The sequence below is a fragment of the Peribacillus sp. NPDC097895 genome, assembly GCF_050277555.1.
In the GTDB taxonomy this organism is placed as follows: Bacteria; Bacillota; Bacilli; order Bacillales; family DSM-1321; genus Peribacillus.
This window is the reverse complement of record NZ_JBNNSH010000002.1, coordinates 48,287-66,072: the sequence shown is the minus strand read 5'-3', so window position 1 is coordinate 66,072 and position 17,786 is coordinate 48,287. Positions and strand designations below refer to the sequence as shown.

The following is a 17,786-nucleotide window of genomic DNA, read 5'->3' as shown; positions in this document are numbered from 1 at the left end:
ATGACAAAATTGCGTGTATATGAATATGCAAAACAAAAGAACGTTTCAAGCAAGGATGTAATAAATAAACTTAAAGAAATGAATATAGAGGTAACAAATCATATGACAGCATTAGACGATTCAACTGTAAATAAATTAAACGATTCAATTAAACCTAAAAACGAAGATAAAAGTCAAGCTGCTGAACCAAAAGCTAACGCTACGGTTGCAAAATACGAAGCAGAAGCAGATGAGAAGAGTACGGTCAATAAAGAAAAATTAAAGAAAAAACCACCAGTTAAACCTGTAGGTACAAAAAAACCGACTGGGCAGTTTAACCGGGGTCGCAATAATAAGAATAAAAATAATAAACAAAGACAACAAGCGCCGGCGGCTCCTGTTACAAAACGTAAAGAAAGAGAACTACCAGAGAAAATTACGTTTTATGAGTCTTTGACTGTTATGGAACTTGGTAAAAAACTTCACCGTGAACCATCTGAAATTATTAAAAAGCTCTTTATGCTTGGTGTGATGGCTACAATTAACCAAACTTTGGATAAAGATGCTATTGAATTGATCTGTGCGGAATATGGCGTATTGGCTGAAGAAGAGATTCGTGTTGACCTTACTGACCTTGAGTCACTAGTCACTGAAGATGCTTCAGAAGATTTGATTGAGCGTCCGGCCGTAGTAACGATCATGGGCCACGTTGACCATGGTAAAACAACGTTGCTTGATTCTATTCGCCATACGAAAGTAACAGAAGGCGAAGCTGGCGGAATCACTCAGCATATCGGTGCCTACCAAGTTAAAGTTAACGACAAAAAAATCACTTTCCTTGATACACCAGGACATGCTGCGTTTACAACGATGCGTGCTCGTGGAGCTCAGGTTACGGATATCACAATCCTGGTCGTAGCAGCGGATGATGGTGTTATGCCTCAAACGGTTGAAGCGATTAACCATGCTAAAGCAGCAGAAGTTCCAATTATCGTCGCTGTTAATAAGATGGATAAAGAAGCAGCTAATCCAGACCGCGTCATGCAAGAATTGACAGAGCATGGTTTAGTTTCTGAAGCATGGGGCGGGGATACAATTTTCGTACCTATCTCAGCTAAAAATGGTGAGGGTATCGATAGCTTGCTTGAAATGATTCTGCTTGTTAGTGAAGTAGAGGAGTATAAAGCGAATCCGTCTCGTAAAGCAAATGGAACGGTTATCGAAGCTCGTTTGGATAAAGGACGCGGTTCCGTTGCGACATTGCTTGTTCAAAACGGAACGTTGAAAGTCGGAGATCCGATTGTTATCGGTAATACTTTCGGGCGTGTTCGTGCAATGCTTAATGATCTTGGTCGTCGTGTTAAGGATGCTGGTCCGTCAACACCGGTTGAAATCACTGGATTGAATGAAGTACCACAGGCTGGCGATCGTTTCATCGTCTTTGAAGATGAGAAAACGGCACGTCAAGTTGGTGAAGTCCGTGCACAGAGACAACTTGCTTCACAACGTAATGAAAAATCCCGTGTAACGCTTGATACATTGTTCGAGCAAATGAAAGAAGGGGAAATAAAAGAATTGAACATCATTCTAAAAGCTGATGTTCAAGGTTCTGCGGAAGCAGTTGCCGCTTCCCTGAATAAAATAGAGGTGGAAGGCGCTAAAGTGAAAATCATACACACTGGCGTCGGGGCTATTACAGAGTCTGACATCATCCTTGCCACGGCTTCCAATGCTATCGTCATCGGATTTAATGTCCGTCCTGATGTGAATGCGAAGCGTGCGGCTGAATCAGAAAATGTTGATGTCCGTCTTCACCGTATCATCTATAAAGCGATTGAAGAGATCGAGTCGGCTATGAAAGGGATGCTTGACCCTGAATTCGAAGAAAAAATTATCGGTCAGGCTGAAGTTCGTACGACTTTCAAAGTATCTAAAGTCGGCACGATTGCCGGTTCATATGTTACTGAAGGTAAAATTACACGTGATAGCGGAATTCGCTTAATTCGTGAAGGTGTCGTCATTTACGAAGGTGAAATCGATGCATTGAAACGGTTTAAGGATGACGTTAAAGAAGTGGCAACCAACTATGAGTGCGGTATTACCATTAAAAATTACAACGACCTTAAAGAAGGCGATGTAATCGAAGCATATGTAATGGAAGAGATTGAACGTAAATGATCGTTGGCTCTGTCCAATGTGAATGCATCATCCATGATACCCATTCTTTGAAAGAAAAACGGGCCGTGTTGCAGCGTGTCATGACACGGCTTAAACAAAAGTTCAATATTTCGGTAGCCGAAACCGATTTTCAGGATTTATGGCAACGAACAAAGATTACTATCGTAACCGTAACTTCTTCAAGGAAGGCTACTGAGAGGGAACTTCAAAATGCCCTGAAATTTCTAGATTCTTTTCCTGAACTAGAGAGAACAATAACAGATATAGACTGGCTTTAGGCTATCGAGGTGATATTATGAGCCTTCGTTCAAATCGTGTTGGCGAACAAATGAAAAAAGAGCTGAGTGAAATTATTGGCCGAAAAATTAAAGATCCAAGAATCGGATTCGTAACAGTAACGGATGTCGAGGTTACAGGCGATCTACAACAGGCAACAGTTTTTATTTCCGTTTTGGGTGACCAGGAACAACGGGAGAAAACCTTGCAAGGCCTAGCAAAGGCCAAAGGATTCATGCGATCAGAGATTGGGCAAAGAATTCGCCTGCGCAAAACCCCTGAATTGTTTTTTGAATTTGATGAATCGGTCGATTATGGTAATCGTATCGAGTCGTTGATCTCCCAAATCAATTCAGAGGAAAAACCGGCTGAAAAAGACGAAGAATAAGCAAGCAAAAGGAGGCCGACTCAATAAGTGCTTTGCACTTCTTGAAGTCGGTCTCTTTTTTTTGAATATGGAATATGTAAACAAGCAATAAACACCTTTCAAAATTGGATTATTTTCTTTGTGTTACCCGTTTGAGGTGTTTTTTCTTTTAAATGATGAGGTGAAAAAAGTGAATGGTATTCTACCATTAATGAAACCAAAGGGATTGACATCCCATGATTGTGTTTTTAAATTAAGAAAGATTTTAAAAACAAAAAAGGTTGGGCATACAGGTACTTTAGATCCTGATGTCACAGGGGTGTTACCGATTTGTATCGGAAGGGCAACGAAAATAGCTGAATATTTGACAGAAGCCGGTAAAGCGTATGAAGGGGAAGTGACCCTCGGTTTTTCAACGGTAACCGAAGACGCAAGCGGTGAAAAAGTAGAAGAGAAAAAGGTTGGCGAAGTGATTCAGCGTGAACGGATACTAGAAGTGTTGGAATCATTGACGGGGAAAATTGAACAGACGCCGCCGATGTTTTCAGCCGTTAAGGTAAACGGCAAGAAGTTATATGAATATGCTCGTGCCGGAATCGAAGTGGAGAGGCCGACAAGGGAGGTCACCATCTACGAAATTACCCTTCTGGATGATCGTTCTGAATTCATGGGAGAAACCATTTCTTTTCGTTTTCGTGTCAAGTGCAGTAAAGGGACGTATATTCGAACGCTTGCAGTCATGATGGGGGAAAAACTGGGCTATCCTGCACATATGTCAGATTTAATCCGGATTGAATCGGCTGGTTTTAAGCTAGAGGACTGTTTGACATTCGATGAGGTGGAAGCATTCATGGAAACGGGAAGAACGGATGATTTTCTGTTGCCTTTGGAGCGGGGATTATTTCATTTGCCCAAATTTAAGATTAGTGATAAAGTAGCAAAGAAAGTACTTAACGGTGCGGTATTGGAACAAACAGAGGATGTTGTTGTTGAAAAAGGGAAGCCTTTTGTGATGGTAGACCCATCTGATAAGGCCATTGCCATTTATCAAATACATCCGACAAAAGAGGGGTTAATTAAACCTGTAAAAGTATTGGCACAAGAATTATAGACCGTTTTGCCGTCGGAAAGAGGAGATTGAAAGGTGAAAGTGATCGCAATAGAGCATCCTCATCAATTTAATTCGGATGATTTTCCTGAGCTTGTAATGGCGCTTGGATTTTTTGATGGTATTCATAAAGGACATCAAATCGTTATTCAAACTGCCAAGAAAAAAGCAAAGGAAATGAATCTTAAGTCAGCAGTCATGACATTTGATCCGCATCCTTCTGCAGTATTGGGGAGGAAAACGGAGAATATCCGTTATATTACACCACTTGAAGATAAGGTGGATATCATAGAATCGATGGAGATAGATTATTTATTCATCGTCCATTTCAGCGAGGAATTTGCTTCGGTATTGCCGGAACGCTTCGTTGACGAATACATTGCCGGGCTGAATGTCCGACACGTAGTTGCAGGCTTTGATTATTCATACGGTCGCTATGGTCAAGGGTCGATGGAAGATTTGCCTGTTTACGCACAAGGAAGGTTTTCGCAGACGGTCGTTGCAAAACAAACCCTTGAGGATGAAAAGGTTAGCTCGACAAGAATCAGGGAGACTCTAGGAAATGGTGATTTTTCCGACTTTCATCATTTGGCTGGCCGACGCTATTTAACGAAGGGTCATGTCATTCACGGTGAAAAACGGGGCAGGAAGTTAGGATTCCCCACTGCTAATATTGAAGTGAGCAATGATTATATCTTCCCTGCTGCCGGCGTATATGCTGTCAGGATTAAAATTAGCGGTGAATGGTATAATGGAGTTTGCAATGTCGGTTACAAACCTACGTTCCACGAAGAAAAGCCTAAATATCCTACTGTGGAGGTTCATGTCCTGGAGTTCTCGGGTGATATTTATGGCAACCAGGTTTCTGTTGAATGGCATACAAGACTGCGGAGTGAGCAGAAATTTTCAGGACTTGAAGCATTGGTCGCTCAGATCGAAAAGGATAAGCAAGATACGATAGCATATTTTTCAAAGCTTGAAGCTAAAAAAGGTTAGTAAGAGACAAGACTTGCAATTTTAATGAAATACATGTATTCTATTGTATGTATGAAAATAACCATTGCTTGGCTAGTCGAGACTCCGACGCTGGCTCGGTAATCGGTGATTTTACAGAATTTTAGGAGGAATAATAACATGGCAATTACACAAGTACGCAAAAACGAACTTATCGCTGAGTTCAGAACTCACGATACTGACACTGGGTCTCCAGAGGTTCAAATCGCAGTATTAACAGAAGAAATCAACAACTTGAACGGTCACTTACGCACACATAAAAAAGACCACCATTCACGTCGCGGTCTTCTTAAAATGGTAGGTAAACGTCGTAATCTTTTAACTTACCTACGTAACAAAGACGTTACTCGTTACCGTACACTAATTAACAAATTAGGTCTACGTAGATAATTTTTTCAGGAAGGCGGGAAATTTCCCGCTTTTTTGATGTTAATCAAATGATTAGGACGTGTTCTATTTTAAGGCTGAGCCTTCGTCCTTGGGACTCGGCGGGAGCCGGGTCCTTTTCCGTTTATAAATGATCAGGATATACATAATCAAATGAATGAAATTTTTATTCATTTTACTGTTAATGCTTGTTTTTTTCGTGCATAATAGGAATAGTTTGGTTTTAACTCGAGTTCAGTTACTTTCACATAAATGATTTAATCCAATACAGGTTTAGGTAATCTAAGCCACTAAGTGAAGATTCAGAGAGGGGTTTAATAAATGGGACAGGAAAAACATACGTATTCATTTGACTGGGCCGGCCGTAATATAACGGTAGAGATAGGGCAATTGGCCAAACAAGCGAACGGAGCAGTTTTAGTCCGTTATGGAGAAACTGCTGTGTTAAGTACAGCAACAGCTTCGAAGGAACCTAGAAATGTCGACTTTTTCCCTTTGACAGTCAACTACGAAGAAAGACTTTATGCAGTCGGTAAAATTCCAGGCGGCTTCATCAAGCGTGAAGGCCGGCCGAGTGAAAGGGCAATTCTTGCAAGCCGGTTAATTGATCGTCCAATCCGTCCGCTATTCGCTGATGGCTTCAGGAACGATGTACAGATCATCAGCATGGTCATGAGTGTCGATCAAGATTGCTCCACAGAAATGGCAGCGATGCTTGGTTCATCTCTTGCACTTTCAGTTTCCGATATTCCGTTCGAAGGTCCAATTGCTGGAGTTGTAGTAGGAAGAATCAATAATGAATTCATAATTAACCCTACTGTTGACCAACTGGCAAAAAGTGACATCAATTTGACGGTTGCAGGTACTAAAGATGCGATCAACATGGTTGAGGCAGGAGCAAATGAAGTACCAGAAGAAACTATGCTTGAAGCAATCATGTTCGGACATGACGAAATCAAGAAAGTCATTGCATTCCAAGAAAAAATCGTTGCTGAAATCGGCAAGGAAAAAATGCAGATCGCATTATATCAAGTGGATGCAGAACTAGAAGCAGAAGTGAAAGGCCTTTGTGAAGCAGACTTGAACAAAGCAGTACAAGTTCAGGAAAAACATGCTCGTGAAGACGCGATTAAAGAAGTAAAAGATCGTGTATTGGCTCATTATGAAGAAGAAACTGATGAAGCTAAATTAAAACAAATCAAAGAAATCCTGAATATATTGGTTAAATCCGAAGTCCGCCGTTTAATTACGGAAGAAAAAGTGCGTCCAGATGGACGTAACCCTGACGAAATCAGACCATTATCATCAGAAGTTACCATACTGCCTCGTACACATGGATCTGGATTGTTCACACGCGGACAAACCCAAGCGCTATCCATTTGTACATTAGGTGCACTAGGTGATGTACAGATTTTGGACGGGCTTGGAACCGAGGAGTCAAAACGCTTCATGCACCACTATAACTTCCCACATTTCAGTGTTGGTGAAACTGGTCCAATCCGTGGGGCAGGCCGTCGTGAAATTGGTCATGGTGCACTTGGTGAAAGAGCATTGGAACCGGTCATTCCAAATGATAAAGATTTCCCTTATACAATTAGACTTGTTTCTGAAGTACTTGAATCAAACGGGTCAACATCGCAAGCAAGCATCTGTGCAAGCACACTGGCCATGATGGATGCTGGTGTACCATTGAAAGCTCCAGTTGCAGGAATTGCAATGGGTCTAGTTAAAACAGGTGAGCACTATACAATTTTAACTGATATTCAAGGTATGGAAGATCATCTAGGGGACATGGACTTTAAAGTCGCGGGTACCTCAAAAGGTGTTACTGCCCTGCAAATGGATATAAAGATTGCGGGTCTTTCAAGAGAAATCCTGGAAGAAGCTTTACTTCAAGCCAAACATGGCCGGATGCATATTTTGGAATCAATGATCTCAACAATCAATCAACCGCGTGAGCAGTTATCCAAATATGCTCCAAAAATTGTTACAATGTCTATAAATCCGGATAAAATCCGTGATGTCATTGGACCGAGCGGAAAACATATCAATAAAATCATTGAAGAAACTGGCGTGAAAATCGACATCGAACAAGATGGAACGGTATTCATATCATCTACAGATGAACCAATGATTCAAAAAGCGAAGAAAATCATCGAAGATATCGTACGTGAAGTCGTTGTGGGCGAACTATACTTAGGTAAAGTTAAACGTATTGAAAAGTTCGGTGCTTTCGTTGAAATCTTCAATGGTAAAGACGGTTTGGTACATATTTCTGAACTGGCTGAAGAAAGAGTCGGAAAAGTGGAAGATGTCGTTTCACTTGGTGATGAGTTATTAGTAAAAGTTACTGAGATTGATAAGCAAGGAAGGGTAAACCTTTCTCGCAAAGCGGTCCTAAAAGAGCAAAAAGAGGCGGCTAATCCTTCTCAATCGTAAAGAAATGAAAAAACGGCATGCGATTCCTTGTGAATCTGCATGCTTTTTTTTTGAAAGTAATGGGGCGATATAAAGGGGAAGCAGTATTAAAAGCATGTCATGTTCTACCTTGTCCGTTTTCTTCATACATTTTGGTATGAAGGGGGCGTAAAAAATGAATAATAAATGGAAGCAGATAGTTGCGATAAGTGCCATTGCAGGTATATCATGGTTATTAGTGCAAAATCCATATACACAAGTTTATTTGACCCAATTAACAGATCATTCAGTTGCTTCAATGAAGCAAGAAGATGACCTTCTTTTACAAATAAAAGACTCATCAAAAAAATATGAGATTGAACCACAGGATGCACGAATAGATTCGGTTTGGAAAACCGTTCCTGCATATAATGGCCTTAAGGTAAAAATTGACGATTCGTATAAAGCCATGAAGAAGGAGGGCGTGTTCGATAAGGATAAGCTGGTATTTCAGCAGGTTCCTGCAAAGATACATATAGAGGATCTTGATCCGGCTCCGATTTACCGGGCCCATCCCGAAAAGCCGGTGGTTTCATTTTTAATCAATGTGGCTTGGGGAAATGAATACTTACAAGATATGTTGGCTGTATTAAAAAAGAATAATGTAAAGGCTACTTTTTTCCTTGAGGGTAATTGGACGAAAAAGAATCCGGATTTAGCCAAGATGATTAAGGCTGGCGGGCATGAAATTGGAAATCACTCTTATTCACACCCAAATATGCAAAACATATCCGCGCAGGCTACACGTGAGGAAATTCGAAAAACGAACGAAGTCATTGAAGCGGTGACAGGTGTAAAAATGAAATGGTTTGCACCCCCAAGTGGCAGCTACCGGGACGAAACGGTGAAAATTGCGGATTCTTTCGGTATGGAAACCGTTATGTGGAGTGTGGATACGATCGACTGGCAAAAACCAAGCCCTGAAGTCCTTCAACAGCGCGTGCTCTCCAAGGTTCACCCAGGAGCATTCATTTTAATGCATCCTACGGAATCCACCGCAAAATCATTGGAAACGTTAATTGTTGAAATAAAAAAGAAAGACTTAGATGTTGTTACCGTTTCAGAGGCAGTAGACGAAGAACGATTGAATCCATAATGTTTTGGTTACGATAGCAGCATAGAATGATTGGGAGGAATGTTAGGTGATTAAGAAATACACGTGTCAAAATGGAGTAAGAATTGTATTGGAAAATATTCCAACAGTACGTTCAGCAGCAATTGGAGTATGGATTAAAACAGGTTCCCGAAATGAAACACCTGAGTTGAATGGAGTTTCACATTTCCTGGAGCATATGTTGTTCAAAGGGACCACTACGAGAAATGCGCGTGAAATTGCCGAGTCGTTCGATAGTATTGGCGGACAAGTGAATGCATTCACTTCAAAAGAGTATACATGCTATTATGCAAAAGTAATGGATAACCATGCAAGCTATGCGCTTGAAATCCTTGCTGATATGTTCTTCCATTCAACATTTGATGAAGAGGAACTGAAAAAAGAAAAAAATGTAGTCTACGAAGAAATCAAAATGTACGAAGACACACCGGATGATATTGTCCATGACCTCTTAAGTAAGGCGGTATATGAAAATCATCCTCTTGCCTATCCTATATTGGGTACGGAAAATACGCTTGAAACATTCAATAGTGATACTTTAAAGAAATACGTCCATGATATGTATACACCAGATAAAGTAGTGGTATCCATTGCTGGGAATGTGGATGAAAAGTTGATTCAAGAAGTCGAAAGCTACTTTGGTTCGTATGAAGGCGGGAAAGAACGTCTAGAATTGATCAAGCCATCTTTCCATGAAAATAGGATCACTCGTAAAAAAGAAACGGAGCAAGCCCACCTATGCCTTGGTTACAAAGGGTTGGAAATCGGCAATGATAAAACATACAGCTTGATTACCTTGAATAATATTCTTGGAGGAAGCATGAGTAGCCGCCTCTTCCAGGATGTCAGGGAACAACGCGGCCTTGCCTATTCCGTTTACTCCTATCATTCCAGCTACCAAGATAGCGGTTTGGTGACAGTCTATGGGGGGACAGGCACAAATCAACTTGATAGCCTGTATGAAACCATTCAGGAAACGCTGGATACATTAAAACGGGATGGCATAACGGAAAAGGAATTGCGCAATAGTAAAGAGCAACTTAAAGGAAGCTTGATGCTCAGCCTTGAAAGCACGAATAGCCGCATGAGCCGAAACGGAAAAAATGAGCTAATGCTGGGTGAGCACCGTTCCCTTGATGATATCATCATCAAAATTGACGAGGTGACGGAGAATACCGTGAATGAACTGGCAAACCAAATTTTCACGGAACATTCCTTGTCATTAGTGAGTCCGCTGGAAAACTGGGACAAATAAAATGAATAAGTCTGTACCTTCCTTTTATTAATGGGAGGTCAGGCTTTTTTTTTATATAAAAATCTTAGGAATAGAAGGTTTCAAAGTTATGGACAATATTTGGGTAAATGCCTTCTAAGTTTATCTTTTTCGGATATAGATTGAATAGAAGGTGAAAAAGGGGGAGCTATAATTGAGATTGAGTGAACTGAGCGGGAAGGAAATAGTCGATGTGAACCGAGCGGAAAGATTAGGAATCCTCGGACAGACGGATTTGGAAATAGATGAAACCGGACAAATTACCACGTTGATCATCCCTTCGGTCAAATGGTTCGGTCTCTTAAGGAATGGCAGTGAAATAAGGGTGCCGTGGGAACATATAAAAAAAATCGGAACGGACATGGTCATCATTGATTTTCAGGAAGGGCTTTCACATGAGGATGGAGAGCATATGGACGGATAAAGACAGCAGAAAGCAAACATATGTTAAAAAAACGCCTCAGCTGGCAATAGCTAAGGCGTTTTTTCTTTTCTTATCACCGTTTTTTAAGTGAAAACATAAGATGCAGGGTAACTAGAGAATGCAGCAAATTGCTTCTTGAGGAAATGTATCATGAGGCGAGCAATGTTTAGGATCTTTTATATAAAGAAGGTGACGGTTTTAATGCTCACAGGCATGCAAATCGCTGTAATTGGTGGAGATGCGCGTCAGCTTGAAGTTGTTCGTAAACTGACGGAGCTCGATGCGAAGTTATTATTAGTAGGTTTTGAACAGCTCGACCATGCTTTTACCGGAGCGGTTAAGGAAAAAATGGAAGATATAAATTTCAAGGAAATTGATTCAGTTATTCTACCTGTCCGGGGCACAGATCCTGATGGAAAAGTGGAAACGATCTTTTCCAGCGAAGATGTTGTCTTGACTGAAGAAATGATAAAAAACACCCCGGCACATTGCATTTTTTATGCAGGAATCAGCAATGATTACCTCAATGGAATATTTAAGAAAGCGAATCGCAAACTCGTTCTATTGTTCGAACGTGATGATGTGGCTATTTATAATTCTATACCTACTGTAGAGGGCGCGATCATGATGGCCATTCAACATACGGATTTCACTATCCATGGATCAAATGTGGCCGTTCTAGGACTGGGAAGGGTTGGTATGAGTGTAGCCCGGTCATTCCAGGCTCTTGGAGCAAAGGTTAAGGTGGGTGCAAGAAAAAGTGAAGATATTGCGAGGATCAGTGAAATGGCTCTAGCCCCTTTTCATTTAAATGATCTTGCTGCAGAAATGAAAAATGTTGATATATGTATCAATACGATTCCTTTTCCGATAATTACCGCAAAAGTCATTGCGAATATGCCCGTTCATACATTAATTATCGACCTTGCTTCAAAACCGGGGGGAACGGATTTTCGTTACGCTGAAAAAAGGGGAATTAAAGCGCTGTTGGCACCGAGCTTACCGGGTATAGTTGCCCCGAAAACAGCTGGTCAGATATTAGCGAACGCACTGGGACTATTGATTCAAGGTGAGTTCACGAAAAGGAAGGGGAAAAAACCATGAGTCTTCAAGGGAAACGTATCGGTTTCGGATTAACAGGGTCACATTGCACATATGATGAAGTGTTTCCTGAAATAGAAAAGCTTGTAAATGAAGGGGCAGAAGTCATTCCAATCGTAACATCGACCGTACAGAACACGGAAACCCGTTTTGGAAAGGGCGAGGATTGGGTTGAAAGGATAGAAAAATTGACGGGGAATCACGTCGTTGATACAATCGTCAAAGCAGAACCATTAGGACCTAAATTGCCGCTTGATTGTATGGTGATTGCCCCTTTAACGGGCAACTCCATGAGTAAAATGGCAAATGCTCTTACCGATTCGCCTGTACTTATGGCTGCAAAAGCGACGATGAGAAATCACCGTCCGGTTGTGGTCGCAATATCAACCAACGATGCACTTGGGTTAAATGGTGTCAATCTAATGAGGCTGATGGCAGCAAAAGATATTTATTTTGTTCCGTATGGCCAGGATAATCCAGTAGGGAAACCGAGTTCCATGGTTGCCAGGATGAGCATGATAAGGGATACGATCATTGCGGCACTGGAGAGGGAACAAATTCAACCCGTAATCGTAGAAAGGTTCAAGGATGATTTAAACTGATCAAGTTTTCTGACACGCTCCCGCTTTCTGATTACAGACATGTATGCATAAATTTGTAGGTTGAAGTTATAAAAACCACTCCACTAGCAGAATATTTTGTTAAAGTGCGACCCTTTGGAATGTTAATGTGATAAAATAAATGATATTCTGAACAAGTAGTAGTAAATCCAACAAATAACTAATTTTAAGAGATAGAAAAGGAGTATGGACAAATGACTGAGACACAGGGATTGCATATTGCAGTTGTGGGAGCAACTGGAGCAGTAGGACAACAAATGATTTCAACACTCGAACAACGGGACTTACCGATAAAGAAAATCATCTTTTTATCATCGGCTCGTTCCGCAGGAAGCAAACTTACGTTTAAGGGCGAAGAAATCGAAGTGCAGGAAGCAAAACCTGAAAGCTTTGAAGGCATCGATATCGCTTTATTCAGTGCTGGAGGAAGCGTGTCTAAGGAATTGGCTCCAGAAGCAGTGAAACGCGGCGCGATAGTAGTGGATAATACGAGTGCATTCCGCATGGATGAAAATGTGCCGCTGGTTGTGCCTGAAGTAAATGAAGAAGATTTGAAACAGCATAATGGGATCATTGCCAACCCGAATTGTTCAACTATCCAAATGGTAGTGGCATTAGAACCTATCCGCCAGACTTACGGCTTATCAAAAATTGTTGTTTCTACCTATCAGGCTGTTTCAGGTGCAGGAGCCGCAGCGATAAATGAATTAAAAGAACAAGCTCGCGACTTGCTTGATGAAAAAGAAATAAATCCAAAAATTTTACCGGTAAAAGGGGACGAAAAGCATTATCAAATCGCATTTAACGTCATTCCCCAAATCGATAAATTCCAAGATAATGGGTTCACATTTGAAGAGATGAAAATGATTAATGAAACAAAGAAAATCATGCATATGGATGACCTACCAGTAGCAGCAACATGCGTAAGGCTACCTGTTGTTACAGGTCATTCAGAATCCGTTTATATTGAAGTTGAAAAAGAAGGCGTAGCGGCTTCTCAAATTAAAGATTTGATGAGAACGGCTCCTGGAATAGTGTTAGAAGATGAACCGGAACAACAACTTTACCCAACTCCTGCATCGTCCGTCGGAAAAAATGATGTATTTGTCGGTCGGATTCGCAAAGATTTGGATGAGGATAAGGGCTTCCATTTATGGGTGGTTTCCGATAATCTATTAAAAGGAGCAGCATGGAATTCTGTTCAAATTGCGGAAAGCCTTTTAAAATTAGGTTTGGTGACCGTTAAGTAATAATTACGATAGAAAATTAAATTCTAACAGGATAGAGAGTTTTTGTCAGCTTCCCGAATCGGGAAGCTGGCTTATATTTGGGGTGCATATTATGAAAATCATCGTTCAGAAATTCGGTGGGACATCCGTTCGTGATGAGAAAAGCCGTACATTTGCGAAAGGCCATATTGAAAAGGCGATCAAAGAAGGCTATAAAGTGGTGGTAGTCGTTTCAGCTATGGGGAGAAAAGGAGAACCCTATGCAACGGATACCTTGCTTTCACTAATAAATGGGGCAAAAACCAGCCTTTCAAAGCGAGAACAGGATTTACTTATGTCAGTAGGAGAAACAATTTCTTCTGTTGTATTTACGAACATGCTGTTAGAAAACGGTATAGAAGCCGTTGCATATACTGGAGCTCAAGCGGGATTCTTGACGAATACCGACTATTCAAGTGCGAAAATTGTAGAAATGAAATGTGACCGTCTCATGAAAGAACTGGAATTGAAGGATGTAGTCGTTGTGGCAGGATTCCAGGGAGCGGCTAAAAATGGGGACATCACGACCATTGGCCGGGGAGGTAGCGATACTTCAGCGGCAGCATTAGGTGCGGCATTGCAAGCTGAAAGGGTCGACATTTTTACGGATGTGGAAGGTATCATGACTGCAGATCCACGTATTGCGGAGCAAGCACGTCCATTATCCATCGTTTCATATACGGAAGTTTGCAACATGGCATATCAAGGGGCGAAAGTCATTCATCCACGAGCTGTTGAAATTGCCATGCAGGCCAAAGTTCCGATTCGGATTAGGTCAACATATAGCGAAGGTTTGGGAACACTAGTTACAGGTGTGAACAAAGGCAGCCAGGGCAGTGACATTCGTGAAAGGCTCGTTACCGGGATAGCCCATGTTCCTAAAATCACACAAATCAAGGTGCGCGCAAAAAAAGATCAATACAATTTACAGGCAGAAGTTTTCAAAGCAATGGCCAATGCCTCCATTTCAGTGGACTTTATAAATATTTATCCGAGTGGTGTAGTTTATACCGTTTCGGAAGAGATGACAGAACTGGCCCTTTCCATTTTGTCCGAGCTTGGTCATGAACCGGTCATTGAACGAAATTGTGCCAAAGTTTCCGTTGTCGGTGCAGGCATCAACGGAGTGCCAGGCGTTGCAGCGAAGATTGTCACAGCGCTTTCAGAGAAGGAAATTGCCATTCTCCAGTCAGCGGACAGCCATACGACTATTTGGGTCCTCGTAAAAGAGGAAGATTTAATTGAAGCTGTTAATTCACTTCACTATGCGTTTCAATTGCATGAAAATGAAGTCCAATAATCATAAGGTTTTTAATAAAGGTTTTATTAATTAAAGAGGTGTTAAAAGATGATATTTGGTAGAGTATCAACCGCAATGGTCACGCCTTTCGATAGCAAGGGAAATGTCGATTTTCAAAAAACGACTACATTGGTCAATTATTTATTATCCAATGGAACGGATTCACTTGTGATTTCGGGTACGACAGGGGAATCTCCTACTTTATCTTCGGAGGAGAAAATTGCCTTATTGCGTCATGTTTCGAAGGTTGTTGATAAACGAGTGCCCATCATCATGGGTACAGGAAGCTACAATACGTATGCTTCCATTGAATTGACAAAAAAAGCAGAACAAAACGGTGCAGATGCGATCATGCTGGTGGCCCCGTATTATAGTAAAACGAATCAAGAGGGGTTATACCAACATTTCAAAGCGATTGCAGCTAGCACGACTCTGCCTGTAATGGTTTATAATATCCCTGGGCGTGCTTCGGTCAACATTGAACCGGAAACGATCATCCGTCTTTCAAAAATTCCTAATATCGTAGCCGTGAAGGAAGCGAGCGGTGATTTAAACGCGATGACTCAAATCATTGCTGGAACGGATGATGAATTTGCATTATACAGTGGGGACGATGCTTTAACACTCCCTGTTTTAGCGATAGGCGGTGTGGGGGTAGTTTCAGTTGCGTCCCATATTGCCGGTAATGAGTTACAGAAAATAGTGGAGGCCTTCATCAGTGGGAACCTGAAAGAGGCAGCCCGGCTGCATCAGGAACTTTTACCGCTTATAAAGGGTTTGTTTGCAGCACCAAGCCCTGCACCTGTGAAAACAGCGCTTCAGTTATATGGAATTGACGTTGGATCAGTGAGACTGCCGATCGTGCCGTTGACCGAGCAGGAGCGCCTTGCATTAACTAAGGTATTAAAAAAATAAAAAGTCACGGAACAAGCTGATCGTTGAAGATTGGCTTGTTTTTACATAAAGATGTATTTGAAAGTGGGTTCCTATCCAGTTTTGGGTTAAAAACAATGAGAGTTTCATAAGTCTTAACATTGAAAACCGGATAAAAACACGTGAAATAAAAGGGATGAATGTCTCATACATAAGTGAAATGAATTTTAAAAGAAATTAAGTGAAAAAATCCCTCTGAAATTGGTAAGTGTTGTCATGTTTTTTGAACATCGGTTATAATGAAATCATTGGGAAATTATGAACGGGATTTTTTAAGGAGGATATTCGATTGGGTAAAGATAAAAATAATGGGATAAAAGTCATTTCTCTTGGAGGACAAGGGGAACTTGGTAAAAATATGTACATCGTTGAGGTGAACGAAGACATTTATCTTCTTGATGCAGGTTTGATGCTGCCAGGAGAAGAAATGCTTGGAATCGATGCGGTTATACCTGATATTTCTTATTTGATGGATAATAAAGAACGTGTACAGGGGATATTCATTTCCCATGGTCATGAAGACCATATGGGAGCACTTGCTTATGTTTTGAAATACTTACCAGTTCCTGTTTATGGAACGAAGCTTACACTTGCTTTAATCAAAACGAAATTAAAGGAAGATGGCTTTAATGGCCGGGCAACATTTACGGAGATCGATTCAGATTCTCTTTTAAGTTTCCCACAAGCAGCCGTGTCTTTTTTCCGGACTAACCATAGTATTCCCGATTCTGTCGGTGTCGTGATCCATACCCGTGATGGTGCGATCGTATACACAGGGGATTTCAAATTCGACCAAGCGGCAACCGAGTTATATAAGCCGGAAATCGGTAAAATGGCTAGTATCGGTGAAGAAGGTGTCCTATGTTTGCTATCGGATAGCACGGGTGCTGAGAGGCCAGGTTATACGACATCAGAAGCCGTTGTTGCCAGGGATATTACTGAAGCATTCCATGCTGCAACGGGAAGGATCATCGTTGCGTGCTTCGCATCAAACATCAACCGGATCCAACATGTCTTCAATGCGGCAGCAGCAAGCCGCAGGAAAGTGGCAGTTGTAGGAAAAAGCCTTCAACGTGTTTATGAAACAGCCCTGAACCTTGGTTATTTAAAGGTCGAAGATGAGCTAATAATCCCAATTAATGAAATTAGCCAGTATGACGACCGTGAAATCGTCGTATTATCGACAGGTCACCAAGGGGAGCCCATTGCGGCGCTTCAAAAAATGGCGAAACAGACTCATAAACAGGTAACGATAAAAAAAGGTGATACCGTTTTGATCAGTGCATCACCCCTGCAGGGCGGCGAACTAATTTTATCAAAAACGGTCGATTTGCTATACAGGGTAGGTGCTGAAGTAGTATCTGCCAATAAATATAAAGTGCACGTAACGGGGCATGGCAGCCAAGAAGAATTGAAAATGATGATCAATCTGATGAACCCTAAATTCTTTATCCCGGTACATGGAGAATACCGCCATTTATATGCCCATCAAAAAGTTGGGGTCGCCGCGGGTATAAAGAAGGAAAATATCGTAATTGCCGAAAAAGGTGATGTCATCGAACTAAAGGGCGATAAAATGAGCCTATCCGGCAAAGTTTCTGCAGGAAATATCTTGATAGATGGCAGCGGTGTTGGCGATGTGGGCAATATCGTTCTCCGTGATCGTCGCTTGTTGTCCCAGGATGGCATTTTGATCGTCGTCGTCACTCTGAACCGTCAGGATAAAAGTATTGCTGCAGGACCTGAAATCATTTCCCGTGGATTCGTTTATGTTCGTGAATCAGAAAAAATGATTGCCGAAGCAACTGAAATAGTAGGTGAAATCGTAAAGAAAAATGGATCACGCCAACCTTTCGATTGGTCTACGCTGAAGCAGGAAATGCGTGATGCCTTAAACCAATTCTTCTATGAAAAAACGAAGCGCCGTCCGATGATTTTACCAATCATCATGGAATATTAAGTAAAAATCCCTGATAAGCATTATCAG

Annotated in this window: 16 protein-coding genes; all 16 read left to right on the top strand. The window is 41.3% G+C overall.

What is annotated here, in order from left to right; genetic code table 11:
* The 16 genes from infB (at window position 1) to ACQKMH_RS11495 (ending at window position 17,759) form a co-directional block, all read left to right on the top strand.
* Window positions 1-2,157, top strand: coding sequence for a translation initiation factor IF-2 (gene infB / locus ACQKMH_RS11570; RefSeq protein ID WP_427587629.1), 2,157 nt, complete (start codon window positions 1-3; stop codon window positions 2,155-2,157).
* Window positions 2,154-2,435 (top strand): DUF503 domain-containing protein, encoded by a 282-nt coding sequence (locus ACQKMH_RS11565; protein WP_057913375.1) that lies wholly within the window; start codon window positions 2,154-2,156, stop codon window positions 2,433-2,435. The genes infB and ACQKMH_RS11565 overlap by 4 nt, the downstream gene beginning before the upstream one ends.
* 17 nt (window positions 2,436-2,452) lie before the next feature.
* A complete protein-coding gene (gene rbfA, locus ACQKMH_RS11560) occupies window positions 2,453-2,821 on the top strand; it encodes a 30S ribosome-binding factor RbfA (RefSeq protein WP_230158011.1) in 369 nt (122 codons plus the stop codon).
* Window positions 2,822-2,990: 169 nt separating this feature from the next.
* Window positions 2,991-3,911 carry a tRNA pseudouridine(55) synthase TruB gene (gene truB / locus ACQKMH_RS11555; protein ID WP_427587628.1) on the top strand — a complete coding sequence of 307 codons (921 nt, stop codon included), beginning with the start codon at window positions 2,991-2,993 and terminating at the stop codon, window positions 3,909-3,911.
* Between the two features lie 33 nt (window positions 3,912-3,944).
* Window positions 3,945-4,904 carry a bifunctional riboflavin kinase/FAD synthetase gene (gene ribF / locus ACQKMH_RS11550; RefSeq protein WP_427587626.1) on the top strand — a complete coding sequence of 320 codons (960 nt, stop codon included), beginning with the start codon at window positions 3,945-3,947 and terminating at the stop codon, window positions 4,902-4,904.
* 138 nt (window positions 4,905-5,042) lie between these two features.
* Window positions 5,043-5,312 (top strand): 30S ribosomal protein S15, encoded by a 270-nt coding sequence (rpsO, locus tag ACQKMH_RS11545; RefSeq protein WP_053345367.1) that lies wholly within the window; start codon window positions 5,043-5,045, stop codon window positions 5,310-5,312.
* A gap of 318 nt (window positions 5,313-5,630) precedes the next feature.
* Window positions 5,631-7,748, top strand: a complete 2,118-nt coding sequence (pnp, locus tag ACQKMH_RS11540; RefSeq protein ID WP_427587625.1) for a polyribonucleotide nucleotidyltransferase — start codon at window positions 5,631-5,633, stop codon at window positions 7,746-7,748.
* Window positions 7,749-7,902: 154 nt separating this feature from the next.
* Complete coding sequence (locus ACQKMH_RS11535) at window positions 7,903-8,862, top strand: polysaccharide deacetylase family protein (protein ID WP_427587624.1); 960 nt, start codon at window positions 7,903-7,905, stop codon at window positions 8,860-8,862.
* Window positions 8,863-8,908: 46 nt separating this feature from the next.
* Window positions 8,909-10,135, top strand: coding sequence for a M16 family metallopeptidase (locus ACQKMH_RS11530; protein ID WP_427587623.1), 1,227 nt, complete (start codon window positions 8,909-8,911; stop codon window positions 10,133-10,135).
* Window positions 10,136-10,307: 172 nt separating this feature from the next.
* Window positions 10,308-10,577, top strand: coding sequence for a YlmC/YmxH family sporulation protein (locus ACQKMH_RS11525; RefSeq protein WP_427587622.1), 270 nt, complete (start codon window positions 10,308-10,310; stop codon window positions 10,575-10,577).
* A gap of 201 nt (window positions 10,578-10,778) precedes the next feature.
* Window positions 10,779-11,681: a dipicolinic acid synthetase subunit A gene (gene dpaA / locus ACQKMH_RS11520; RefSeq protein WP_427588485.1), complete on the top strand. Its 903-nt coding sequence runs from the start codon at window positions 10,779-10,781 to the stop codon at window positions 11,679-11,681.
* The gene (locus ACQKMH_RS11515) at window positions 11,678-12,280 is read left to right on the top strand and encodes a dipicolinate synthase subunit B (RefSeq protein ID WP_377355641.1); all 603 of its coding nucleotides are present in this window, start codon (window positions 11,678-11,680) and stop codon (window positions 12,278-12,280) included. The genes dpaA and ACQKMH_RS11515 overlap by 4 nt, the downstream gene beginning before the upstream one ends.
* A 212-nt stretch (window positions 12,281-12,492) precedes the next feature.
* On the top strand, window positions 12,493-13,548 hold the full coding sequence (gene asd, locus ACQKMH_RS11510) for an aspartate-semialdehyde dehydrogenase (protein WP_427587621.1): 1,056 nt from the start codon (window positions 12,493-12,495) through the stop codon (window positions 13,546-13,548).
* Window positions 13,549-13,639: 91 nt separating this feature from the next.
* Window positions 13,640-14,866 (top strand): aspartate kinase, encoded by a 1,227-nt coding sequence (dapG, locus tag ACQKMH_RS11505; RefSeq protein ID WP_427587620.1) that lies wholly within the window; start codon window positions 13,640-13,642, stop codon window positions 14,864-14,866.
* A gap of 48 nt (window positions 14,867-14,914) precedes the next feature.
* Window positions 14,915-15,781: a 4-hydroxy-tetrahydrodipicolinate synthase gene (gene dapA, locus ACQKMH_RS11500; RefSeq protein WP_427587619.1), complete on the top strand. Its 867-nt coding sequence runs from the start codon at window positions 14,915-14,917 to the stop codon at window positions 15,779-15,781.
* 307 nt (window positions 15,782-16,088) lie between these two features.
* Window positions 16,089-17,759: a ribonuclease J gene (locus ACQKMH_RS11495; protein WP_427587618.1), complete on the top strand. Its 1,671-nt coding sequence runs from the start codon at window positions 16,089-16,091 to the stop codon at window positions 17,757-17,759.
* The last annotated feature ends 27 nt before the right edge of the window (window positions 17,760-17,786 follow it).